The 24,404-nt window shown below is 65.9% G+C and carries 21 protein-coding genes; 10 read left to right on the top strand and 11 right to left on the bottom strand.

All coding sequences use genetic code 11. The annotated features are described in order from the left end of the window. Window positions 1-115: 115 nt before the first annotated feature. Entirely contained in the window at window positions 116-1,015 is a 900-nt protein-coding gene (locus QQL87_RS20200; RefSeq protein ID WP_284420395.1) for a LysR family transcriptional regulator, read from the bottom strand. A 362-nt stretch (window positions 1,016-1,377) separates the two neighbouring features. Continuing rightward, a complete protein-coding gene (locus tag QQL87_RS20195) occupies window positions 1,378-1,791 on the bottom strand; it encodes a TspO/MBR family protein (protein WP_284420508.1) in 414 nt (137 codons plus the stop codon). A 270-nt stretch (window positions 1,792-2,061) separates the two neighbouring features. Between QQL87_RS20195 and QQL87_RS20190 the strand changes: the two genes are divergently transcribed. Beyond that, a complete protein-coding gene (locus QQL87_RS20190) occupies window positions 2,062-3,021 on the top strand; it encodes an AAA family ATPase (protein ID WP_284420396.1) in 960 nt (319 codons plus the stop codon). 6 nt (window positions 3,022-3,027) lie between these two features. Further along, on the top strand, window positions 3,028-4,401 hold the full coding sequence (locus QQL87_RS20185) for a vWA domain-containing protein (RefSeq protein WP_284420397.1): 1,374 nt from the start codon (window positions 3,028-3,030) through the stop codon (window positions 4,399-4,401). Window positions 4,402-4,690: 289 nt separating this feature from the next. Here QQL87_RS20185 and QQL87_RS20180 read toward each other — a convergent pair whose 3' ends face one another. The 5 genes from QQL87_RS20180 to QQL87_RS20160 form a co-directional block, all read right to left on the bottom strand. Then, window positions 4,691-4,966 carry a hypothetical protein gene (locus QQL87_RS20180; RefSeq protein WP_284420398.1) on the bottom strand — a complete coding sequence of 92 codons (276 nt, stop codon included), beginning with the start codon at window positions 4,964-4,966 and terminating at the stop codon, window positions 4,691-4,693. A 751-nt stretch (window positions 4,967-5,717) separates the two neighbouring features. Then, the gene (locus QQL87_RS20175; protein WP_284420399.1) at window positions 5,718-5,954 is read right to left on the bottom strand and encodes a hypothetical protein; all 237 of its coding nucleotides are present in this window, start codon (window positions 5,952-5,954) and stop codon (window positions 5,718-5,720) included. An 84-nt stretch (window positions 5,955-6,038) separates the two neighbouring features. Next, the gene (locus QQL87_RS20170) at window positions 6,039-6,482 is read right to left on the bottom strand and encodes a RidA family protein (RefSeq protein WP_284420400.1); all 444 of its coding nucleotides are present in this window, start codon (window positions 6,480-6,482) and stop codon (window positions 6,039-6,041) included. A 21-nt stretch (window positions 6,483-6,503) separates the two neighbouring features. Beyond that, window positions 6,504-8,207 carry a benzoate-CoA ligase family protein gene (locus tag QQL87_RS20165; protein WP_284420401.1) on the bottom strand — a complete coding sequence of 568 codons (1,704 nt, stop codon included), beginning with the start codon at window positions 8,205-8,207 and terminating at the stop codon, window positions 6,504-6,506. 165 nt (window positions 8,208-8,372) lie between these two features. Continuing rightward, a complete protein-coding gene (locus QQL87_RS20160; RefSeq protein WP_284420403.1) occupies window positions 8,373-8,867 on the bottom strand; it encodes a MarR family winged helix-turn-helix transcriptional regulator in 495 nt (164 codons plus the stop codon). Between the two features lie 305 nt (window positions 8,868-9,172). Between QQL87_RS20160 and QQL87_RS20155 the strand changes: the two genes are divergently transcribed. Both QQL87_RS20155 and QQL87_RS20150 read left to right on the top strand, forming a co-directional pair. Beyond that, window positions 9,173-10,369 carry an ABC transporter substrate-binding protein gene (locus QQL87_RS20155; protein ID WP_284420405.1) on the top strand — a complete coding sequence of 399 codons (1,197 nt, stop codon included), beginning with the start codon at window positions 9,173-9,175 and terminating at the stop codon, window positions 10,367-10,369. Between the two features lie 20 nt (window positions 10,370-10,389). Beyond that, on the top strand, window positions 10,390-10,848 hold the full coding sequence (locus QQL87_RS20150) for a cupin domain-containing protein (RefSeq protein ID WP_172111799.1): 459 nt from the start codon (window positions 10,390-10,392) through the stop codon (window positions 10,846-10,848). A 120-nt stretch (window positions 10,849-10,968) separates the two neighbouring features. Here the strand turns inward: QQL87_RS20150 and QQL87_RS20145 are convergent, their stop codons facing one another. From QQL87_RS20145 to QQL87_RS20130, 4 genes are all read right to left on the bottom strand, one after another. Next, window positions 10,969-12,216, bottom strand: coding sequence for a flavin-dependent oxidoreductase (locus tag QQL87_RS20145; RefSeq protein ID WP_284420407.1), 1,248 nt, complete (start codon window positions 12,214-12,216; stop codon window positions 10,969-10,971). 53 nt (window positions 12,217-12,269) lie between these two features. Beyond that, complete coding sequence (locus tag QQL87_RS20140) at window positions 12,270-14,618, bottom strand: bifunctional salicylyl-CoA 5-hydroxylase/oxidoreductase (RefSeq protein WP_284420408.1); 2,349 nt, start codon at window positions 14,616-14,618, stop codon at window positions 12,270-12,272. Between the two features lie 87 nt (window positions 14,619-14,705). Continuing rightward, entirely contained in the window at window positions 14,706-15,542 is an 837-nt protein-coding gene (locus QQL87_RS20135) for an enoyl-CoA hydratase family protein (RefSeq protein WP_284420409.1), read from the bottom strand. Between the two features lie 42 nt (window positions 15,543-15,584). Further along, the gene (locus QQL87_RS20130; RefSeq protein WP_284420410.1) at window positions 15,585-16,346 is read right to left on the bottom strand and encodes an SDR family NAD(P)-dependent oxidoreductase; all 762 of its coding nucleotides are present in this window, start codon (window positions 16,344-16,346) and stop codon (window positions 15,585-15,587) included. A gap of 170 nt (window positions 16,347-16,516) precedes the next feature. Between QQL87_RS20130 and QQL87_RS20125 the strand changes: the two genes are divergently transcribed. From QQL87_RS20125 to QQL87_RS20100, 6 genes are all read left to right on the top strand, one after another. Beyond that, complete coding sequence (locus tag QQL87_RS20125) at window positions 16,517-17,344, top strand: alpha/beta fold hydrolase (RefSeq protein ID WP_284420411.1); 828 nt, start codon at window positions 16,517-16,519, stop codon at window positions 17,342-17,344. Then, window positions 17,344-18,630, top strand: coding sequence for an acyl-CoA dehydrogenase family protein (locus QQL87_RS20120; protein WP_284420412.1), 1,287 nt, complete (start codon window positions 17,344-17,346; stop codon window positions 18,628-18,630). The genes QQL87_RS20125 and QQL87_RS20120 overlap by 1 nt, the downstream gene beginning before the upstream one ends. Window positions 18,631-18,633: 3 nt before the next feature. Continuing rightward, window positions 18,634-20,139, top strand: coding sequence for a class I adenylate-forming enzyme family protein (locus tag QQL87_RS20115; protein ID WP_284420413.1), 1,506 nt, complete (start codon window positions 18,634-18,636; stop codon window positions 20,137-20,139). 12 nt (window positions 20,140-20,151) lie between these two features. Next, window positions 20,152-21,246, top strand: coding sequence for an NAD/NADP-dependent octopine/nopaline dehydrogenase family protein (locus tag QQL87_RS20110; RefSeq protein WP_284420414.1), 1,095 nt, complete (start codon window positions 20,152-20,154; stop codon window positions 21,244-21,246). Further along, complete coding sequence (locus tag QQL87_RS20105) at window positions 21,243-22,229, top strand: 3-hydroxybutyryl-CoA dehydrogenase (protein ID WP_284420415.1); 987 nt, start codon at window positions 21,243-21,245, stop codon at window positions 22,227-22,229. Before QQL87_RS20110 ends, QQL87_RS20105 begins: the two co-directional genes overlap by 4 nt. 1,019 nt (window positions 22,230-23,248) lie before the next feature. After that, window positions 23,249-24,214 (top strand): IS110 family RNA-guided transposase, encoded by a 966-nt coding sequence (locus QQL87_RS20100; protein ID WP_284420416.1) that lies wholly within the window; start codon window positions 23,249-23,251, stop codon window positions 24,212-24,214. Window positions 24,215-24,404: the final 190 nt, after the last annotated feature.

The following is a 24,404-nucleotide window of genomic DNA, read 5'->3' as shown; positions in this document are numbered from 1 at the left end:
GGACGGAGCCCGGGCATGACGATGTGGAGACGGTTTCGCGAAAAACTCAGATTGGTCAAATGCGACAGCCCTGCCTGGAGGGGGAGGGTGGCACCGGTTGCGCGGCGCGAGGTGGCTACCGCGGCAGCTTCCGGATCAGCGCCGTGGCCAGCTTCATGGTGTGCTGCGCCAGCGGTGTCGGCCGCTTGTGGGCCGAGGTGACGAAGCACAGCACGCTGGTCGGGGCCGGCTCGGTCAGCGGGCGGATGGCGAGCTCGCCAGCGCGGCCGGAGGCGGCGACGCCGCTCGGCGTCAGCACGGCATGGCCGTAGCCGGCGCAGACGAGATCGATGATCGAGGGCACGCTCGAGACCTCCCAGGCGATGTCCAGCTTGATGCCGGCGAGCGCGGCCTGCGTCTCCAGCAGGCGCCGCATCGCGTGCACCCGCTCGGGCATGATCAGCTGGTAGCGCGACAGCTCGGCCATCGGCAGCGGCGCGGTGACGCGGCGCTTGCCCTTCGGCGCGTGGCTGACCAGCGCAAGCGGCTCCTGCAGCACCGGCGTGATCTCGATCCCCGCCTCCGCTTCGGGATTGTAGACCATCCCGACATCGATGCGGCCGGTGGTCACCCACTCCACCACATGCGTCGACAGGCCCTCGACGACGGCGAGCCGCGCCGCCGGATATTCCTTGCGGAAACGGTCGATCAGCGGCAAGGTCAATTGCCGCGCGATGCTCGGCGGCAGGCCGATCGTGACGCGGCCGACCGGCGCGTCCCGGCTGGCGCCGAGATCCTCGCGCGCATGCGCCACCAGCTGCAGCACGCCGACGCTGTGATCGAGCAGCCGCTTGCCGGCTTCCGTCAGCGCGACGCCGCGGCCATTGCGCGCGAACAGCTGCTGCTTCAATTCGGATTCCAGCGCTCGCACCTGCCGCGACAGCGCCGGCTGCGCCACGTCGAGCACGCTTGCCGCCTTGCTGAACGAGCCGAGCTCGGCGACCTGCACGAAATATTCGAGCTGCTTGAGGTTCATGGGTGGACGACCCGACCATCCAGCGTAAGGCTGCCCCGCTGCCAGCCCCGCCCTATGCCGTCGTCCCGGCGAACGCCGGGACCCATAACCACCGGCCCTGATTGTTGAGCGCGAAAGGCGACTCCGAGTCTTTTCCGACAATCGGCCGTCCGCGGTATGGGTCCCTGCGTTCGCAGGGACGACAGCGGAGGATGCGGCGGCAGCATGCTCGATCGCCCCATCAGCGCCGCCCCCGACTCAGCCGCGTAGGGTGGGCAAAGCGAAGCGTGCCCACCATCGATCCCCGAATCCGAACGCCGGTGGGCACGGCGCGTTGCGCCTTTGCCCACCCTACGCTTGTCGGCTGCCGGTTGTCGCTCATCTCAATTCAGCACGTTCACCGTAAAATTCAGCACCGACGCGAACGCGACCCAGAACGCATAGGGCACGAACAGCAGTGCCGCGATCCGGTCCTCGCGCCATTGCATCACGATGAAGGTCACGATCAACACGAACATGCTGGCAAGGATCACGAAGGCCGGCCACATCAGATGCGCGGTGAAGAACACCGGCGACCAGGCGAAGTTCAGCACCAGCTGGCCCCACCATACCTGCATCACGGCACCGCTGACCACGCGCTCATACGTCCGCCAGCCGGCCACCGCGACCATGATGTAGAGCACCGTCCAGGCGATCGGAAACAGCCAGCCCGGCGGGGTGAACCAGGGCTTGTTGAGCGAGCCATACCAGGCGCCGGGCATGTTGGAGGCGCCGATGATCCAGCCGCCTCCGACCACGAGCACCAGGAGGACGAGAAGATGCAGGATGGATCGGTTCATATTCCGCTCGGCGTAATGTGGTCGGTGGGTCTTCCTGGCTGATCCGCCGGCGAGAGGCAGCCATGCCGCCCGGTACCCGCGCACGCACTGGACAAGGGTTTGCCGGGCGCGTAGCCAGGACATAACACAACGCCAGCAAATGTCAGGGTTTTCGCCTGACGGCCACACCAGGGACCGGAACGCCGATCGCTCTCGCTTCGGATCCCGCAATCAACCGGAGTTCGATCGTTGGCTGATCCGCAGGCCCCCTCCTCAGCCGTCACCGCCATCGAGGCCGTCGAAGCCGGCCTTGCCGCGCAGGGCTATATCGCCAGCCGGCAGATCGCGACCGCGGTGTATCTGTCGCAGGCGATCGACAAGCCGATCCTGGTCGAGGGTCCGGCGGGCGTCGGCAAGACCGAACTGGCCAAGGCGATCGCCGCCTGGCGCGGCCTGAAGATGATCCGGCTGCAATGCTATGAGGGGCTGGACGAGGCCAAGGCGCTGTATGAGTGGAAATACGCCAAGCAGCTGCTCTACACCCAGATCCTGAAGGACAAGCTGGGCGAGGTGCTCGGCGGCGCGCAGACCCTGCATGACGCGCTCGGCCAGCTGCATGATTTCGGCGACGTGTTCTTCTCCAAGGAATTCGTCGAGCCGCGGCCGCTCTTGCAGGCCCTGCTGGAGCCGGAGGGCTGCGTGCTGCTGATCGACGAGATCGACAAGTCGGACGCCGAATTCGAGTCGTTGCTGCTGGAAATCCTGTCCGACTTCCAGGTCACGATCCCCGAGCTCGGCAGCATCGCCGCGGCGAAGCCGCCGACTGTGATCCTGACCTCCAACTCCGAGCGCAATCTCGGTGATGCGCTGAAGCGGCGCTGCCTGCATCTGCACATCGGCTTCCCCGAGCAGCGGCTGGAGGAGCGCATCGTCGAGAGCCGCGTGCCCGGCATCTCGCAGACCCTGCGGCGGCAGCTCATAGCCTTCATCCATGACATCCGGACACTGGACCTGAAGAAGCAGCCGTCGGTCAGCGAGACCATCGACTGGGCCCGCGTGCTGGTGCTGTTGCAGGCCGCCGAGCTCGGCCATGAGGTGGTCAAGGACACGCTCAACGTGCTGTTGAAATACGAGTCCGACATCGAGGTGGCGCTGCCGCAGGTGACGACCTTCGTCGCCAAGGCGCAGCGCCAGAACATTTTCGGGTAAGGCGCCATGCAGGAGAACCTGCATCGCTTCTTTCGCGCCGCCCGCGGCGCCGGCGTCCACGTCTCGCCGGCCGAGAGCATCGACGCGATGCGCGCGGTCGCCAGCGTCGGCTTCGCCGATCGTACGGTCCTGCGCGACAGCCTGCTGCTGACCCTGGCGAAGAGCGAGGACGAGAAGAAGGCGCTCGGCGCCTGTTTCGACCTGTTCTTTGCCCATGTCGATCCAACGCAATCGGAGGCCCACGACGAGGCGCAGCAGGACGCGGCTCAGAATGCGACCGAGGGCGCGCCGCAAACGGCGCAGAACGCCGGCGAGCAGACGAATGCCGAACTGGGCCCCCTCGCCCAGATGCTGCTGGCGCAGAACACGGCCGACATCTCGGCTGCGATCGCCAACGCCTCCAGCGCCGTCGGCCTGTCCGAGATCCGCTACTTCACCCAGCGCGGCCTGTTCTCCAGCCGCATGCTGGAGGCGATGGGCATCCAGCGGCTGCGCGACGATCTGGACGCGCTGGCCGACAGCAATCCGGCGCAGGCCGAGCGGCTGCAGGCCGGGCTCGACGGCCTGCGCGACACGGTGCGCGATGCCGTCGCGCAGGCGCTTGCGCTGTACGGCCGCGAGGAAACCGAGAATCTGCGCCACGAGATCCTGCGCAACGCGCAGCTGTCGCGCATCGAGCCGCGCCAGGTCGCGGAAATGCGGGCGCTGATCCGGCAGATCGCGCGCCGGCTGCGCGAGCGCTACAGCAAGCCGCGCAAGCGCCAGCGCCGCGGCCATCTCGACGTCCGCCGCACGCTCCGCCGCAACGCCGCCTGGGGCAGCGTGCCCTTCCTCACCGCCTGGAAGCGCCGGCACCGCGACCGCCCAAGGATTGTCGCGCTGTGCGACGTCTCCGGCTCGGTCGCCCGCGTCTCCGATTTCTTCCTGCTCTTGATCCACAGCCTGCACGACGTCGTCAGCGACGTGCGCTCATTCGCCTTCTCCGGCCATCTGATCGAGGTCAGCGAGATCCTGGAGCAGAAATCGGCCGAGGAGGCGATGGCCGAGATCATGGACAAGGTCGGCTTCGGCTCGTCCGACTACGGCTCGTCGCTGGTCGATTTCGAGAAACAGTTCATGGCCGCGGTGACGCCGCAGACCACGGTGATCGTGCTCGGCGATGCGCGCAGCAACAAGCTCGATCCGCGAGCCGACATCCTGAAGGCGATCTCCGAGCGCGCCAAGCGCGTGGTCTGGCTCAATCCGGAAGGGCGCATGACCTGGGGCTGGGGCGATTCCGAGATGCCGCGCTACCAGACCTTCTGCAACGTCGCGCGCCCCTGCGCGACAGCCCAGCAGCTGGAGCGCGCGGTCAGCGACATCGTGTCGGCGTATCAGTAGCCCCCGCTCTCACCGCGTCATTGCGAGCGCAGCGAAGCAATCCAGGGATGAAGACAAGACTTTGGATTGCTTCGCCGCCGCGCTCCTCGCAATGACGTGGTCACAGTCCGTAGGGTGGGCAAAGCCATCGCGCGGCGCAAGCCGCACGATGGCGTGCCCACCAACTGTCCGTCCCCGTGAACGGTGGGCACGGCGCGCTCAGACAGCGCAGGACATCATGACTGAGCGGGCGCGCCTTTGCCCACCCTACACACTGCAATTTCGCAGCGTCTCCGCGCCAAGAACTACGCTATCTCGCCCCCGCAGCTCGCTTCAACAACGCCGCGCGCTGCTGATCTGTAAACGTCACGCCCGACTTCTTCTCCACCACCTTGACCGCCCAGGACCGCATCGGATCGTCGTCCACCCGCGCGGGCTCGCGCAAGATGGCGATGCCGATCTCCAGCATCTTGGCGTCGGCCTGATGCTCGATGCCGCCGCCTCCAGCGGTCGCTAGCGCCAAGGCACCGACCGCGGCCCCGATGGCGGCAGCCAGCGCCGTCGTCACGAAGAGTTTCCAGTCCAATTCAGCCCCCTGCTCTCGCTTGCCATTGCGCCGCCACGCTCGAACAGGTTGGTGGCTGTGACATGGCGATCCCGAGTCCGTCGTTCGGCAGCAGGCGCATCAGACGACCACAATTGTTCGACTATCGAAGCCAGATGCCTGCGAACTGTGATGTCGTGTGTGACTGCCCGTCGCGCTAACTTGTCGCAGCGTTCGGGCCTTGTGCCGTCGGGCAAATCACAACGATGCTTGCGCTCAACCTGCCCCAACGAAGAGGGGCGTACGCGTCGTCACGATACGTGGGGCAGGCTGCGATGGACGACGCTGCATCATGCGCATCTTGCGCGGACGAGTGGTGCGGTGGCGTACGGTGAAGTCGTGATGTCCTGATACCCCGACGCTGGTATCAAGGTCGAGAGAGACGAATGCTCCGACCGATGGTGGCCAACAAGCCCGGCGCACCAGGGAGACCACGTATAAGCCGTCAACACATCGCGCAGGGGAGGCCGGAATGTTCGGCCCACCTGTGGTTCCTGCCCCGTGCACTTTCTCACGCACGGGGGCCGCGGGTGTGGTGGACACCCGGCCTTCCCTGCGCCCTCGATGTCGAGAGGGTGATCGACCGGCAAAGCTCGGACGCATCTGCGCCGCGAGATGGCGCGGTCGCACGCGCCGACGCCATCGAGATCAGGTGTAGACAAGCGTTCCGAGGAGAAGTCGCATGCCGGGACGCGCGCCGCGTGGCGACCGTGCCTGCCGTCACCTGAAACGATCAGGCCATGCCGGACGGCGCGACCGCATCGACGAAGCGGCGCTGATGGGCCGCGATGGCGAGATTGGCCATCCAGAGGCGGCTGCTCTGACCGCGATCGACCATGCGGGAAATCTCAGCCGCGAGGAACTTGTAGGTCTCGACCTCATTGCGCACGGCGCCAGTGCGCCAGAGAAAATCGAGCGCAATGTCATAGGCCTCGGCGGCGGCCGGCTCACGGGAGTCACTGAAGATCAAGCGTGCCATCGAGGAGAAAGCGCGGAGGCGGGTCTGGTTCCTGAACCGGGACATGATCTCGCAACCTCCGTGCCGGCGTGGCCCTCAGCGCGGCACCACCGCCGTGGCCTCGATTTCCACCCGTGCCGCCTTCTCGACCAGCCTGACAACCTGCACCAGCGCCATGGCCGGATAGTGGCTGCCGAAGATCTCGCGATAGATCCTGCCGAGATCCTTCAGGTTTCCGAGATACTCGTCCATGTCGACGACGTACCAGGTCAGCCGCACCAGATGCTCCGGCCGCGCCTGGCCCTCGGCCAGGATCGCGGCGATGTTGGCCAGCGCCTGCCGGACCTGCGCGACGAAGCCGTCGGCGAGCTTCTCGTTCTCATCCCAGCCGATCACGCCGCCGGTAACGACGATGCGGCCCTCGGCGCTGATGCCGTTGGCATAGCCCTTCGGCATCGGCCAGCCGCTCGGCTGCAGCACGCGCAGGCCTGCCTCATCCGGCTTCACCACGGCCAGCGTGGGCGCTTTGGTCGTGCTCACGAACGTCTCTCCCTGTCTCTGCTACGCGGCCGTGCCCGACGCGGACGCGGCGGCCGCTTGCGCGATCTGCCGCAAGGCAAAGCGCTTCAGCTTGCCGGTCTCGGTCTTGGGCAGCTGCGTCACGAACTCGATCGCGCGCGGATATTTGTACGGCGCGATCTCGCGTTTGACATGCTCCTGAAGCTCCGCCACGAGCGCCGGGGCGCCTTCCACGCCCGGCGCCAGCACGACATAGGCCTTCACGACCATGCCGCGCGCATCGTCCGGCGCACCGACGACGCCGCATTCGGCGACCGCGGGATGCGTCAACAGCGCGGCCTCGACGTCAGTGCCGGCGATGTTGTAGCCCGACGACACGATCATGTCGTCGGAGCGGGACTGGTACCAGAAGTAGCCGTCCTCATCCATCACATAGGTGTCGCCGGTGACGTTCCAGCCGTTCTGGACATATTTGCGCTGGCGCTCGTCGGCGAGATAGCGGCAGCCGGTCGGTCCACGCACCGCGAGCCGCCCCATCGTGCCCGGCGGCACGTCACGCCCCTCATCGTCGACTATCTTGGCCTCATAGCCCGGCACCGGTTTGCCGGTGGCGCCCGGACGAATCTCGTCCTCGACGGCGCTGATGAAGATATGCAGCATCTCGGTCGAGCCGATGCCATCCATCAGCTTCAGCCCGGTCGCCTTCAGCCAGGCATCGAAGGTCGGCTTCGGCAGGGTCTCGCCGGCCGAGACGCATTTGCGCAGCGAGGAGATGTCGCGTCCACCAAGCTTGCTCAGCATCGCGCGGTACGCGGTCGGCGCGGTGAAGCAGATCGTCGCCTTGGTGCGCTCGATGGCACCGAGCAGATCGTCCGGCGACGTCTTTTCCAGCACGACGTAGGACGCGCCGATATGCATCGGGAACAGCACGCCGCCGAAGCCGAAGGTGAAGGCGAGCGGCGCCGTGCCGATGAATCGGTCGCTCTGGCTGGCGCGCAGCACGTTGCGGGCATAGCCGTCGCACACCGCAAGCATGTCGCGGTGGAAATGCATAGTGCCCTTCGGGTCGCCGGTCGTGCCCGAGGTGAACGCGATCAGGCAGAGATCGTCGGAGGCGGTATCGACCGCAGTGAAGTCGGGGCTCGCGTCCGCAATCAGCGCCTCCAGCGCGTCGGGCTGACCGTTGCCCCAATACACGACCTGCTTCAGCGCCGGCGCGACTGCGCGGGTCTTTTCCATCTCGTCGGCGAGCTTGCCGTCGCACAACGCCAGCGCGATCTGCGCCTTCTGGATCGGATAGGACAGCTCCTTGGCGCGCAGCAGCGGCATGGTCGCCACCACGATGCCGCCCGCCTTGATCGCCGCGAGGTAGGTCGCGACCATCATCGGATTGTTGGCGGAGCGCAGCAGCACGCGGCCGCCGGGCACGAGGCCGAGCTTGCCGACCAGGACGTTTGCGATCCTGTTCACCAGCACCTGCAGCTCACCATACGTGTAGCTCACCTCGGTGCTGATGATGCAGGGCGCATCGCCCCGCCCCTCCTCCACCCAGCGATCCAGGAACTGCGTCACGCAGTTCAGCCGCGGCGGATACTGGAATTCGGGCCGGCTGAATACGAAATCGGGCCACAGCTCGCGCGGCGGCAGATGATCCTGCGCGAACGTATCGACATGGGCGCTGTGCGCGTTCGCGCCATCCGGAAGTTGAGCCTTGTCGTGGATCTGAACACTGGCGGCAGTGGCCATCACACGCTCCTGTCTGAAAGGAAAGACGCCCGGCACGTTTCAGTCCTAAACATTTTAGACTTAAAACATCTGGACGCAAGAGCCGAAGATTGTGCACTGCCCGCAAATTGTTTGAGCGTTTGCCGCGCGCGGCGGCGCGGCCTGCGGCGACCTGTCAGGCCCGGATCACTCCTGCCGGCGCTTCACGGCGTTCTGTGCCGATCCCTTGGTCTTGGCGAGCAGCCGCATCAGCTCGCGCACTTCTTTTTCGGTGAGCTCGCCGAAAATGTCCGCAATCCAGGTCTCGTGCTCAGCGGCCATCTTGCGGAATTCGGCGCGGCCAAGCTTGGTCAGGCGGATCACCTGGACGCGGCGATCGGTATCCGAGGTGCGGCGATCCAGATGGCCGGATTCGACCAGGCGCTCGACCAGGCCGGTGACGTTGCCGTTCGACACCATCATGCGCTTGGAGACATCGGACAACGTCATGCCGTCCGGCGCCTTGTCGAGCTGCGCCATCAGGTCGAAACGCGGCAGGGTCACGTCGAAGCGCTCGCGCAGCCGGCCGCGGATCTCGCCCTCGATCAGCGTCGTGCACGTGAGAAGGCGCAGCCACAGCCGCAACTCCTCGGCATGGTCCTCGGGCAGTTCGACGGCCTTGGTCTCGGAATCCAGCGTCATGACGGAATCACTTGGGCACATTCAGCCTCGTCAGGCGAGGCTCATGAGTTTGACCTTCTGGACCTTCCGGGAGCAAGGAAAAACGTACCGTCATCGCGGCGGAAGACGAACGGCGGCAATTCCTTTAACCTTCAAGCAATTGGCGCGACGCTTGCATGCACGCCGAAACCGCCCTTTCCGCCAGCAGCTCGCTTGCGGCTGAGGGCGTCATCAGACTAGGCTTGAGACCAAGCTGCGGCCTGATCGCGCATCTGATCAGGTGCAAAAAACATAAACCTGTATTTCCGCATCCCGGGGGAGTTGTCATGAAAGTGAGTTCGAAGCTGGCCGGTCTTGGCGCTGGCCTTGGTGCAGGTCTTGGCATTGCCGCGAGCCTGTTCGCCCAGCCGGCGCTGGCCGCCGACAAGATCAAGATCGGCGTCATCGTCACCCTGTCCGGACCGGCGGCCGCGCTCGGCGGGCAGGTCCGTGACGGCTTCAATCTCGCGATCAAGGACCTCGGCGGCAAGATGGGCGGCAAGGAGGTCGAGGTGGTCGTCGCCGACGACGAGCTGAAGCCCGACGCTGCGATCACCAAGGCCAAGGGCCTGCTCGAGCGCGACAAGGTCGACTTCGTCGTCGGCCCGATCTTCTCCAACATGCTGCAGGCGATCCACCGCCCGATCACCGAGAACAAGACGTTCCTGATCAGCCCGAATGCCGGTCCGTCCAGCTATGCCGGCAAGGAGTGCAGCCCGTATTTCTATGTGACATCGTACCAGAACGATCAGGTGCACGCGGTTCTCGGCAAGGTCGCGCAGGACCGCGGCTACAAGAAGATGTACCTGCTGGTGCCGAACTATCAGGCCGGACGCGATTCCGTCGCCGGCTTCAAGATCGACTACAAGGGCGAGATCGTCGAGGAATCCTACGTTCCGCTCAACACGCTCGACTTCCAGCCCGAGCTGTCCAAGATCTCCTCGCAGAAGCCGGACGCTGTGTTCACCTTCATGCCCGGCGGCATGGGCGTGAACCTCGTCAAGCAGTTCAAGCAGGCGGGCCTCGCCGACAGCGTCCCGGTGCTCTCCGCCTTCACGGTCGACGAATCCACCCTGCCGGCGCAGCAGGACGCGGCGGTCGGCATGTTCGGCGGCGCCAACTGGGCGCCCAATTTCGACAATGCGCAGAGCAAGAAGTTCGTCGCCGGCTATGAAGCCGCCTACAACACCGTGCCCGGCACCTATGCGATGCAGGCCTATGACGCCGCGCTGCTGATCGACAGCGCCGTCAAGGCGGTCGGCGGCGACCTCTCGGACAAGGACAAGGTGGCCGCAGCGCTGAAGAAGGCCGATTTCGCCTCGCTGCGCGGCAACTTCAAGTTCAACACCAACGGCTATCCGATCCAGGACTTCTATCTGACCAAGGTGGCCAAGCGGCCGGACGGCAAGTTCCAGACCGAGATCGTGCAGAAGGTGTTCGAGAACTACGGCGACCGCTATTCCAAGGACTGCGCGGCCAAGTAAGAAAAGGGAGCGAAATTACCATGAGCCATCCGGAAATCGCCGGCATCACCCGGGCCAATGAGGGCATCCAGGGCATCTCCTGGAACATCCTCGGCCAAGTCTACGTGCCGAAGAACCGCACCGAGCACAGCTTCTCCTGGCATGCGACGTTCCCGGTCGGCACCTTCGTGCCGCCGCACATCCATCCCGACCAGGACGAGTATCTCTACATCCTCGAAGGCCGGCTCGACTTCTTCCTCGACGGCGCCGAGGAATACGCCACCGCCGGCGACACGGTGCGGCTGCCGATGGGCAAGCCGCACGGCATCTTCAACAAGTCGCAGCAGACCGCCAAGACGCTGTTCTGGGTGTCGCCGACGCGGCGGCTCTACGAGCTGTTCTGGGCGATCCACAACATGCGCGAGCAGAACCCCGACGACGTCGTGAAGCTCGCCGCCGAGCACAACATCCACTTCCTGCCCCCGCCTCCGGGGGCGTGAGGCGGCTGAGGCATTGGTCGTCAAGCCGTCGCGCAGCAAACGGTGTGCTCCCTCTCCCCGTCCTTCACGGGGAGAGGGCTGGGGTGAGGGGCAGCCCGGAAAACGGTGCGAGACGCTGACTTACGACGCCTGCCGCGTCACCATCCGCGCGGCAAAGCCGGCCCGGCTGGCATAGCCGCGCACGATGCCCTCGCGGGCCTCGTAGTTGAGAATGGTGTTGATGTCGGTAAAGCCCTGCGGCGCAAGCTGCTCGACGGCATCGATGACGCCCTCGGGGCCTCCGCGACGGTTCGAAGCGACGATCTCGGCGGTCATCGGCAGCCGCTTCTGCTCATAGACCATCAGCGCCTGGCGCGGATGTTCGGAGCGGGCCAAAGCATCGGCGAGCGCGCGGGCATCGAGAATCGCCTGCGAGGCACCGTTGGAGCCGACCGGATACATCGGATGCGCGGCGTCGCCAAGCAAGGTGACCCGGCCGCTCGACCAGTACGGCAGCGGATCGCGGTCGCAGCAGGGATATTCCCAGAACTCCGGCGTCGCGCGCACCATCGCGGCGAAGTCGACCTGGGGAATCGAGAAGCCGTTGACATGCGGCATCAGTTCGTCGGCCTTGCCGAGCCGCGACCAGTCCTCGCGCCGCGGCGGCGTCGAGTTCGCGTCGCCGATGCGCACCAGCACGGCCCAATTGGTGAGGCGCGTCGCGGGGCTCGAGCCCTCGGCGATCGGGTAGATCACCGCCTTGGCGTTGAGGCCGCCGGCGATGATCATCGACCGCCCGGTCAGAAACACCGGCCAGTCGGTGGCACCGCGCCACAGCATCAGGCCATTCCAGCACGGCGCGCCCTCGTTGGGGAACAGCGTCTGCCGGACCTTGGAATGGATGCCGTCGGCGCCGATCAGCACGTCGCCACGGACGGTGTGAACATGAGCGCCGGTGCGGTCGAAGAAATAGGCGGTGACCCCGCCCTCGTCCTGGGTGAAGGACCCGAGACGGCAGCCGGTGTGGACCTTGCCCGGACCGAGCCGCTCCATCACCGCCTGATGGATCACGCTCTGCAGCCGGCCGCGATGGATCGAGAATTGCGGCACGTCATGGCCGGCGTCGACACCGCGGGTCTCATGCCAGACCTCCTGACCGCGCCGGGTCAGATAGAACAGCTCATAGGTGCGGATGGCGACCTCGTCGAGCCGGTCGAGCAGCCCGAGCTGGGCGAGCTCGCGGATCGCATGCGGCAGGGTGTTGATCCCGACGCCGAGCTCGCGGATCGCATCCGCCTGCTCGAACAGCTCACAGTCGATGCCGCGCGCCCGCAGCATCAGGGCCGTCGTCAATCCGCCGATACCACCGCCAACGATGATCGCCTTCATCGCCCCTACTCCACTCGCTCTGGACGCACCGGGCGGCAGCGTGGCACGGAGGCTTACTCCGCCGCAAGCGGCTTCGCAGCCTCGGCCTTCAGCTCCGCCCGCGTTTTCGGTTTAGCCTTAATCTTCAGCTCCTCGAAATCCTGCCGCTCGCGCACGCTGTTGCGGAAGATCTGCTCTTTGCCCGGCAGATATTGCGGCGGACAGAACATATCCGCGCCATACCAGGCCGCCGCCTTCATCGTGAAGGCCGGGTCGACCAGATGCGGGCGCCCGAGCGCGACGAGATCGGCGCGGCCGGCAGCGAGGATGGTGTTGACCTGATCGGCCGTGGTGATGTTGCCGACGCACATGGTCGCGACGTCAGCTTCGTTGCGGACCTGATCGGAGAACGGCGTCTGGAACATGCGGCCATAGACCGGCTTGGCCTCGCGCACGGTCTGCCCGGTCGAGACGTCGACGAGATCGACACCCGCCTCGGCGAACGCGCGGGCAATCAGCACCGCGTCGTCGCCGGTGATGCCGCCTTCGGCCCAGTCGGTCGCCGAGATGCGCACCGACATCGGCTTGTGCGCCGGCCACGCCGCGCGCATCGCCGCGAACACTTCGAGCGGGAAGCGCAGCCGGTTCTCCAGCGCACCACCATACGCGTCGGTCCGCTTGTTGGTCAGCGGCGAGATGAAGCTCGCGAGCAGATAGCCGTGGGCGCAGTGCAGCTCGAGCATGTCGAAGCCGCAAGCGTGGCCACGCTCGGCCGCTGCGACGAAGTCGGCCTTGATCGCGTCCATCGCCTTGCGGTCGAGCTCGCGCGGCACCTGGCTGTCCGGGAAATATGGCAGCGGCGATGCCGACACGATCTCCCAGCCACCCTGCTCCAGCGGACGGTCCATCCCGTCCCACATCAGCTTGGACGCGCCCTTGCGTCCGGCGTGCCCCAGCTGCAGCGCGAACTTGGCTTTGGAATTGGCATGGACGAAATCGACGATGCGCTTCCAGGCCGCTTCCTGCGCGTCGTTCCACAGACCGGCGCAGCCGGGCGTGATGCGGGCGTCGCGGCTGACGCAGGTCATCTCGGTGAACAGCAGACCGGCCCCGCCGATGGCGCGCGAGCCGTAGTGCACCAGATGGAAATCGCCGGGCACGCCCTCCTCGGCCGAGTACATGCACATCGGCGACAGCACCGCGCGATTGGCAACCGTCATCTCGCGCAGCTTGAGCGGCTGGAACATCGGCGCGACAGGCGTCTCGACATCGACATCAAAGCCCTTGGCGCGGACCTGGCGCGCGAAAGCCTTGTCGACCTCGGCCACGAAATCCGGCGCGCGCAAAGTGAGATTGTCGTAGGTGATCGCCTTCGAGCGCGTCATCACGCCGAACGCGAACTGCACGGGATCGAAATCCCAGAACCGGTCGAGATGCTCGAACCAGACCAGCGACACATCGGCCGCATGCTGGGTCTTCTCGACCTCCTCGCGCCGGCCGTTCTCGTAGAGATCGAGCGCACCAGCAATCGTGGGAGAGCGCTGCATGGCATCCGCGAGCGCGATCGCATCTTCCATGGCAAGCTTGGTGCCCGAGCCGATCGAGAAATGCGCCGTCGACTTGGCGTCGCCGAGCAGCACCATGTTGTCCTTGACCCAGCGCTTGTTGCGGATCATCGGGAAATTCCGCCACATCGAGCGGTTGGTCAGGAGCGGGTGATCGCCGAGGAACCAGCCGAAGATCTCTTTCATCCGGTCGGCAGATTGCCGCTCGTCGAGCCCCGTCAGGCCGGCCTTCTCGAAGGTCACGGGATCCGTCTCGAAGATCCAGGTCGAGCGTCCCGCTTCATACTGATAGGCATGGGCGATGAACGGGCCCCATTCGGTCTCCTGAAAGATGAAGGTGAAGGCGTCGAGCGGCTTGGTCGAGCCCATCCAGGCAAACTTGTTGGCGCGCAGGTCGACCTCGGGCTGGAAATGGTCGACGTGCTTGTCGCGGAAGCGGCTGTTGATGCCGTCGGACAGCAGGATGAGATCGGCATCCGCGAACAGCGCCTCGCTGTCGAGGTCGACTTCGAACTGCAGGCTGACGCCGAGCTCGCGCGCCCGCTCCTGCAGGATCATCAGCAGCGTGCGGCGGGAGCAGCCGCAGAAGCCGTTGCCGCCGACCCGATGCACCGTCCCGCGGAAGTGCACCGCGATGTCGTCCCAGTAGGCGAACTCCTGGGTGATGCGCTGATAGCTCGGAAGATCGTGCTTCTCAAAATTGTCGAGCGTGGCGTCGGAGAACACCACGCCGAAGCCGAACGTGTCGTCGGGGCGGTTGCGCTCGTAGACCGCAATGTCGGCGCCGGGCCGCTGCTTCTTGAGCAAGATGGCCGCATAGAGACCGGCGGGTCCGCCGCCGATGATCGCGATCTTCATGAGCGCCTCCGCAAGGGTGCCGAGCCAATGGAAATTATTTTAACCCTAAAATATCTCCTGGCAAGCCCCTTCGGTTCCGGCATCCGGTCAATTGCCCTGGAAGACCGGCTTGGACTTGGCGGCAAAGGCTTCGAAGGCCCGGTTGAAATCCTCGGTGGTCATGCACAAGGCCTGGGCAACTGCCTCGGCCTCGATCGCCTCCTCGATCGACATCGCCCATTCCATCGCCAGCATGCGCTTGGTCATCGTGTTCGCGAAGGTCGGGCCGTTTGCGATCTCGGTTGCCAAGACGATGGCCTGCGCCAACACGTCGGCGGGCGCGACGATGCGACTGAAGAAGCCCCAGCGCTCGCCCTCGTCCGCACTCATGAAGCGGCCGGTATAGAGCAGCTCGGAAGCGCGCGACTGGCCGATGATGCGCGGCAGGATCGCGCAGGCGCCCATGTCGCAGCCGGCGAGACCGACCTTGTTGAACAGGAACGCCACCTTCGCGCCGGTCGCGGCGAGCCTGATGTCGGAGGCCATCGCAACGATGGCGCCAGCGCCGGCGCAGATGCCCTCGACCGCCGCCACGATCGGCTGCGGACAGGCGCGCATCGCCTTGACGAGATCTCCGGTCATCCGGGTGAAGGCCGTCAACCCCTTGGTGTCCATCTTGACCAGCGGGCCGATGATCTCGAACACGTCGCCGCCCGACGAAAAATTGCCGCCGGCACCAGTGACGACGATCGCCTTGACGTCATCGTCGAACGCGCAGGCCCGGAAAAAGTCGGTCAGCTCGCGGTAGCTCTCGAAAGTCAGCGGGTTCTTGCGCTCCGGCCGGTTCAACGTCACGGTCGCGACGCGATCCTTAACCGTCAACAGGAAATAGCTGGGCTTGTAGTCCGCCAATGGCACGGTGACGGGGTTGGCAGGTCTCGACATGATGGCTTCCTTCCTTCGAGTCTTATTGTTTGGCGTTGCGGTCTAGACTTCGCCGCCGGCGACCGCGATCGCCTGACCCGTGATCGCGCTGGCACCGCTGCCGCACAGCCACAACACGGTATCAGCAACTTCCTGGGGCATGATGAGCCGCCCCTGCGGATTGTGCTTGGCAAGCTCGGCGATCGCCTGCTCCCGGCTGCGGCCGGTCTTCTTCATGATGTTGTCGACACTGTCGGCGACGAGGTCCGTGTCGGTGAAGCCGGGACAGACCGCGTTGACGGTCACGGGCGTTGCAGCCAGCTCCAGGGCCAGCGAGCGCGTCAGGCCGACGACCGCGTGCTTCGCGGCGGTGTAGGCGCTGACATAGGGATAGCCCTTGAGCCCTGCCGTGGACGCGACCGCAACGATGCGGCCATAGGACCTTGCCTTCATCGCGGGCAACACCGCCTGGACAGCATGCACGACGCCCATGAGATTGATGTCGATCATGCGACGGAACAGCGCGGCATCCGATTTCAGGAACGGGGCGGACTCCGCACTTCCGGCATTGGCAATCAGGATGTCGATCGGCCGGCGCGCGACGGCAGCAGTAACCGCCGCATTCAAAGCGGCCTGATCGGCAACATCGGCGATCGCGGCGTAATCGGCGCAGCCGGCTGTGATCGCCTCATCGAGCGTTGCGCCGTTGCGGCCGACGATCGTCACGGTTGCGCCGGCAAGCTTCAGAACTCGCGCGATCTCGCGGCCGATGCCGCGCCCACCGCCAGTCACCATTGCATGCGCAGCTGCAGGCAATCCAGACATGCAAGCGCCTCCTCATCTCTTGCAACACGATCGCGACTTCGAATTTATTTTAAACTTCAAATTTTTGCAACAACGCGTCCGAAGCCGCTTGACACCTCTGTCGCCGTGGCTAGCGTTCACGAGCCCTGGGCGAGCGACGTTGCGGCCTCGGGCGTATTTCGGAGGTCTGCGTGCCTGCTTCGCAAATCCTGATCACGAAGGACGGCCGCTTCGGCTACGAGGCGTCGGGGGCGCCCCGGCAGCAGACGGTGGTGTTCCTGCACGGCATCGGAGGCGCAGCGCGCGCATGGCGCGGCCAGCTCGAATATTTTGGTGAGCGCTTTCATGCGGTGGCCTGGGACATGCCAGGCTATGGCCAATCAGCTCGGCTCGACCAGGTCAGCATTACGACGCTTGCTGCCGCGCTGCAGGACTTCCTGATTCAGATCGAGGCCCAGCGGCCGATTCTCGTTGGCCATTCCATTGGCGGAATGATCGTGCAGGAATGGCTGATGACACACCCGATGGCCGCGTCGGCCGTGGTGCTGGCACAGACCAGCCCGGCGTTCGGCAAGGCCGACGGCGACTGGCAGACATCATTCATCGAGGCGCGTCTCGGGCCGCTCGACCGCGGCGCCACCATGGCATCGTTGGCGCCGGACCTCGTGAAGGAGCTGGTTGGCGACGATCCCGATCCGCAGGGTCTCGAACTCGCAACCTCCTCCATGGCCGGCGTGCCCGAGGCAAGCTATCGCGCCAGCATGCTGGCCCTGCTCGGCTTCGACCGGCGCCAGGCGTTGAAGGACATCAAGGTGCCGACCCTCGTCCTCTCGGGCTCAAAGGATCGTAACGCACCGGCGCCCATGATGGAGAAGATGGCGAGCTTCATCCCCTCGGCCGAGTATGTCGAGCTTCAGGGCGCCGGCCATCTCGTCAATCTCGAGCGCCCCGGCGCGTTCAACGCCGCGCTCGCTTCGTTCCTGAACGCACACTCAGCATCAATGGCGGCGGAGGCATGATGACGATCCCGGTCCAGAAGACGGCGGCCGCATCGGGCGAAGCGCTCGATGCGCCGATGTTCGATCCGGCCGCCTATCGGCTGACGGCCGAGCAGGCCGACATCATCAGCCGCGCCCGGCAACTCGGGCAGAGCGTGCTCGCGGGACGCGCCGCCATCTGGGATCGCGAGGCGACGTTTCCGACCGAGAACTACAAGGATTTGCATCGCGCAGGCCTGCTCGGCATCTCCGTGCCGAAATCTCTCGGCGGTCTCGGCGCCGGCTATCAGACCTACGCGCTCGCCGCCGCCGAGATCGGCCGCTATTGCGGCGCCACGGCGCTAACCTGGAACATGCATGTCTGCTCGACACTATGGTCGGGACCACTCGCCGACGATCTCGACATGGACGACGAGATGCGTGCATCGCATGAGCGGCGGCGCGCGATCCACTACAAGCGCATCGTCGACGACGGCGCGATCTACTCGCAGCCGTTCTCCGAGGGTGGCGCGGCTGCGGCTGGTGGCGTGGCGTTCGGCACCGAGGCCAGACCGGTCAAGGGCGGCTGGCTGGTCAGCGGCAAGAAGATCTTCGCCTCGCTCTCCGGCCACGCCGACTATTATGGCGTGCTGTGCACCGAGATCAGCGAGGGCGAGAAGGCGTCTCGGCGCAACACGCTCTACCTCGCGATCCCCGCCAAGACCGAGGGCGTGTCCGTGGTCGGTGACTGGGATCCCCTGGGCATGCGCGGCACGGTGTCGCGCACGCTGATCTTCAAGGACGTGTTCGTCGACGAGGACGCGGCGCTGATGCCCCGCGGGGTCTATTTCCAGGCGGCGATGCGCTGGCCGCATATGTTCATGACCTTGTCGCCGACCTATATGGGACTGGCGCAGGCGGCGTACGATTTCACCCTGAAATATCTGCGTGGCGAGGTGCCGGGCATGCCGCCGGTCAAGCGGCGGATGTACCCGACCAAGCAGATCGCGGTGGCGCAGATGCAGATCAAGCTGGAGCAGATCAAGGGCATCTGGTTCCAGGCCGTCACCGAGGCGCGTGCCAACCCGACCAAGGAGCAGGTGCTGCGCGCCTATGCCGCGCAATACTCCGTCATGGAAGGCGCCAACGAGCTTGCCGCGCTCGCCATCCGCACCTGCGGCGGACAGTCGATGCTGAAGACGCTGCCGCTGGAGCGCATCTATCGCGACAGCCGCTGCGGCTCGCTGATGCTGCCCTGGACCGCCGAGCTCTGCCTCGACCGCATCGGCCGCGAGGCGCTGTACGAGCCCGGCGAGACGGACGAATAGAGCGTGGACCTCTGCAGCCTGATCGAGCGCAACGCCGCGTTCACGCCGGACAAGCCGGCGATCCGCTTCGAAGGCGCGACGCTGAGCTATGCCGACTTCAGTGACCGCATCGCCAAAATGGCGCGGGCGCTGAAATCCGAGTTCGGCGTCGGGCGCGGCGACCGCGTCGCGATCCTCAGTCTCAACCGGCCGGACTATCTGGTCCTGCTCTATGCCTGCGCGCGGCTCGGCGCGATCCTGGTGCCGCTGAACTGGCGGCTTGCGGTGGCCGAGCAGGTCTTCATCCTCACCGATGCCGCCGCCAAGGTGCTGGTGCTGGAGCAAGCGTTTGCGTCGGTGCTCGTCGAGCTGCCCCCGGAGACCGTGCCCGTCGGCCTCGACTTCGCGCCGGCCAACGGACCCGACATCGAGGAACTGCTGGCCCGCGGCCATGGCGACGATCGCAACCCGCACATCGATCTCTCCTGCCCGCTGCTGATCGTCTACACGTCGGGCACGACGGGCCGGCCGAAGGGCGCGGTGCTGCGGCAGGAGGCGCTGCTGTGGAATGGGGTGATGAGCCAGCATATGCATGGCCTCAGCTCCGACGATCACGTGCTGACGGTGCTGCCGCTGTTCCATGTCGGCGGCCTCAACATCCAGACCACGCCGGCGCTGCATCACGGCGCCACTGTGACCTTGCATGCGCGCTTCACGCCGGACTCCACGCTCGCGGCGATCGTCAACGAACGGCCGACCTTGACGGTGCTGGTGCCGGCGACCATCCAGGCCGTCACCGAGCATCCGGGCTGGGCCACCGCAGATTTGTCGTCGCTGAAGGCTGTCTCGACCGGCTCGAGCATCGTGCCGCCGGCACTGATCGATCGCATCACCGCACGCGGCGTGCCGGTGCTGCAGGTCTACGGCTCGACCGAGACCTGCCCGATCGCGGTCTACACGCGGCTCGGCGGCGACCTCTCGCGCACCGGCTCGACCGGCCTGCCCGGGCTGTGCTGCCAGGCCAAGATCATCGACCGCGACGGCGATGAGCTCCCGGCGGGCAAGGCCGGCGAGATCGCGGTGCGCGGGCCCAATTTGTTCTTCGAATATTGGGGCAACGCCAAAGCGACACAGCAGGCCATCCATGACGGCTGGTACCGCACCGGCGACATCGCGCAGCGCGATGCGGACGGGTACTTCTTCGTGCTCGAGCGCAAGAACAACATGATCATCTCGGGCGGCGAGAACGTCTACCCCGCCGAGATCGAGCGCGTACTGGGCGAACATCCGGACGTGGTCGAGTGCGGCGTGATCGGCCGGCCCGACCCGCGCTGGGACGAGGTGCCGGTGGCGTTCGTCGTCAAACGCACGGGCTGCGCGCTCGACGCCGAGACTCTGCGCGCGCATCTGCAGGCGCAGCTCGCGCGCTTCAAGGTGCCGCGCGACATCATCTTTGTCGACGACCTGCCGCGCACCGCGCTCGGCAAGGTACAGCACCATCTACTGCGCCAGATGCCAGATGACCGATAGGGAGTTGCGCTCTTGAAGATAGCAGTGCTCGGCGGCGGCAATGGCTCGTTCGCAGCCGCAGGCGATTTCGCCCTGGGAGGTCACGAGGTCCGGTTCTGGCGCCGTGATGCGGAGGCCGTCGCGCAGCACAGAGCGGCGGGTTCGACGATCATCGTCAAGGACGTCAACGGACGCCATGAGGCCAGGCTCGCGCTGGTCACGACCGACGTCGGCGAGGCCGTCCGGGGCGCCGAGCTGATCCTCTGTCCGGCGCCGGCCTTCGCGCAAGCCGACATCGCGCGCCAACTGGCGCCGCATCTCGCCGATGGCCAGGTCGTGTTCCTGCCGCCGGCGACGTTCGGCACGATGATCTTCGCGGCCGCCGCGCGTGACGCCGGCAACACAGCTGAGGTCAGCTACGCGGAGACTGGCACCCTGCCCTGGCTGACGCGCAAGCACGGCCCGTTCGAGGTCGCGATCACGATCCGCGCCAAGCGGCTGCCGGTCGGCGTGTTTCCTTCGAAGACGGCCGAGCACGCGCTCGCCGTCATCAGCCGCGCCTTCCCCGGCGTGATCGAACCCTGCGGTGACGCGCTGTCCGGCGCGCTGATGAATGCCGGCTGCATCATCCATCCGCCGCTGATCGTGATGAACGCGGGACCGATCGAGCATTTCGAGCGCTGGGACATTCACAAGGAGGGCACGCAGCCCTCCATTCGCCGCGTCACCGATGCGCTCGATGCCGAGCGGATCGCGGTGCGCGAGGCGCTCGGCTATGGCGCGCCGCATTTCCCGCTGGCGCATCACTATGCCAAGGAGGGTGAGATCTGGATGTACGGCCGCGGCTCGCATGACCGGCTCACCGATTCCGGTGACTGGCGCGAGCAGCTGGTGCTGACGCAGCATCGCTACATGCGCGAGGATCTCAGGCTCGGCCTGTCGTTCCTGATCTCGGCCGCCGAGCTGACCTGCACATCGACACCGCTCGCCCGCGCCTTCCTTGCCATCGGTGGCGCCATCTGCGGCGAGGACTTCATGGCGACGGGACGCACGCTCGAGAGCCTCGGCCTCGGCGGCCTCGATCGGACCGCGCTGCAGGCGCTGCTGCGCGAGGGATTTGCGGCATGAGCGCGCGCGGTCACATCGCCTGCCTCGGCGCCGGCCGCATGGGCCGCGGCATCGCCGTGGCCTTCGCCTATGCCGGCCATCCGGTGACAATGATCGACATCAAGCCGCGCACGGCTGAAGAGTTCGCCAGGCTGGAGAGCGATGCGCTTGGCGAGATCCGCGCGACGTTTGCGACGCTGGCGCGGCTCGGGATGCTGCAGGCGACCGACGCGGACAGGCTGATGGGCAAGGTCGCCGTCGCGCCGGCCAGCGCGAGCAGCGATGTGCTTGGCGGGACCACGCTGGTGTTCGAGGGCGTGCCGGAGATCGTGGACCTCAAGCGCGAGGTGCTCGGTGCGGCGTCGCGCGCGGTCGCGCCCGAGGTGATCATCGCCTCGACGACGTCGACGATTCTGGTTGATGATCTCTCCAGTGCGATCGAGAACCCAGCGCGCTTCCTCAATGCGCACTGGCTCAATCCGGCCTATCTGATTCCGCTGGTCGAGATCTCGCCGGGCAAGGCCACCGATCCCGACGTGACGGCGCGGTTGAAGGCGCTGCTCGAAGGCATCGGCAAGGTGCCGGTGGTCTGCGCGGCGACGCCGGGCTTCATCGTGCCGCGCATCCAGGCGCTCGCCATGAACGAGGCGGCGCGCATGGTCGGCGAAGGTGTCGCCAGCGCCGAGGAGATCGACAAGGCGATCCGCTACGGTTTTGGCTTCCGCTACGCCGTGCTCGGCCTGCTCGAGTTCATCGACTGGGGCGGCGGCGACATCCTCTACTACGCCAGCCGTTATCTCGAAGGCGCGCTGGGCAGCGATCGCTATCGCGCGCCTGACGTGATCGAGCGCAACATGGCCGAAGGCCGCATCGGCCTGCGCACGGGCGCGGGATTCCTCGACTATTCCGGGATGGATGTCGCCGCGTATCGCGAGCAGCGGCTCGGCGCGCTGGTCGAGATGCTCCGGCATTTCAAGCTGGCCCGTCCGCCGGTGGTGGATTGAGGCGACGCGTATCGTCGGGGACCGTAGGGTGGGCAAAGGCGCGGCACGCTGCGCGTCGTAAGCTAAGCTCTCGCGCGCGCCGTGCCCACCACCTCGCTCAACATCCGCGGATGCACGGTGGGCACGCAACCGCCCTGCGGGCGGCTGCTTTGCCCACCCTACGGCAGCGGGGTTGTAGCTTCTCGCAAATGTTGATCGCGACTGCATCAACAAGCACCGCCGTCGTCCCGGCGAACGACGGGACCCATACCCCCAGGGAGTGGTTTGAGGCAGGCTGGTCGTTGACGTCTCGCAAGACAACCTCTGCTGCGGCGTATGGGTCCCGGATCGGCGCCGCGACGCGCTGGCGCGCGTCATGGCTTGTCCGGGACGACAGTCGTGGGTGGGTCGGATACACGGTTCAAACAGCGGCTGGCACGATGTCTCGTTCTCGCGGCGTGTTGCGCCCGAGGCCTGCGATCTGATCGTCCCTCTTGCAATGCAGAGGGCGCAGGGAAGGCCAGGCGTCGGCTGACGCCTGCGGCCCGCCTGCTAACAAGAATGCAGGCGGCAGGTACCACAGGTGCAGCCGGAAACGCCCGGCCTTCCCTGCGCGATGGGCTTACGGCTGCTTCGCGATCTCCCCGGTGCGCCGGCTCGTTGGCCACCGTCATCCACGTGATGCCTCAGCACCAGCGCGAACTTGACCTCAGCGTCGGGAGGCCAGGACCACGCGACTTGACCGTCCGCGTCAGATCGTTCGTCCGCGCCCTCGCAAGAAGACGCTGCGATCTCTCGCGGCCATCGCTCCCCGCCCCGCGTGTCGTGACGATCGCGCGCAACGCCCCTTGTGTACGCCAGATCTGCCAGAATGCGCGAACGGGCGGTTCTCGCAAAACCGCCCGTCGCTGGATCTGAGCCCGTAACGCCCCAAACGCGGCAGAGCCTGTATCAGAGCGAGGGACAGCTCCGGTGATCTTCCTCAACCCGAACAGTTGCAAGGGCTTCGAGCCCATACAAGGCAAGGAAGGGAGTGGACGATGACACAGATCGCAAATGGTGTCGCTGGCATCGATGTGGCCAAGGACAAGGTGGACGGCTGCATTCGGAAACTCGGAGTACGGCAGACATTTCCGAGCAGTTCGCTTGGGCATCGCCAGTTGGTGGCCTTGCTTCGCAAGCACAAGGTGACCAAGGCCGTCATGGAGGCCAGCGGCGGCTATGAGCGCGAATGGGCCAAGGCGCTGCGCGAGGCCGGGATAGAGGTGCGGATCGTTGATCCCAAACGGGTTCGCAGCTTCGCCCTGTCGGCGGGTCGACTGGCGAAGAACGACACGATCGACGCAGAGATGATCGCCTGGTTCGCTGGGACGTTCGACGAGGCACCGAGCCAGACCTACGATGCTGCACGCGAGGAACTGGCGGGGCTGGTGAAAGCGCGCAAGAATCTGATGGATCTGAAAACCCGTTTGCAGAACCAGACCGAGCATGTTGTGCCGGGATTGGCGCAGAAGGCCCATTCCCAGGTGTTGAAGACGCTCGCGGCTCAGCTTGCGAAGCTCGAGGCTGCGATCTTCGCCAGGGTCAAGGCGACGCCGGAATTTGCCGAGCGCGCCGAGATCATTGAAAGTGTGCCGGGGCTTGCCGCCATGACCTCCGCGCTCCTCATCGCAGGAGCGCCGGAGCTCGGCAAGGTGAGTGACAGGATCGCCGCTGCCCTGATCGGTGTTGCCCCTTACGACGACGACAGCGGCAAGCGCCGAGGCGAGCGCTACATCAAGGGAGGTCGGCGCTGGGTGAGAAACGGCCTGTTCCTTCCCTGCCTCGGGGCAGCGACGCAGCATAATCCGGTGCTCAAGACCTACTATGAACGCCTCATCGCCAAGGGCAAAGAGCCGAAAGTTGCCCTCATCGCCTGTATGCGCAAGCTGATCATCATCCTCAATACGATGATCGCCCGCGGCGAAAAATGGAATCCCAAGCAGCCGCGCGTTGTAATGAACTGATCGAGCGCCACACTGCGCTCGGTCCACGACCGAGTGCATGCCAAGCCAACAGGACGGCGAGCGGACGGGGTCAAGGCCTTCAGCCGCCGAAGGCGGGGGCGCGTCTCGCGCCAGCCTTGAGGCCGGTCGTTCGCCGGCCTACCTCAAAAGCACAGTTGCTCCGCAGTGAGGCGGGATGGCGAGAGAGAAC

The sequence above is a fragment of the Bradyrhizobium sp. SSBR45G genome (assembly GCF_030159255.1).
Lineage (GTDB): Bacteria > Pseudomonadota > Alphaproteobacteria > Rhizobiales > Xanthobacteraceae > Bradyrhizobium.
This window is presented reverse-complemented; position numbering and strand designations above follow the sequence as displayed.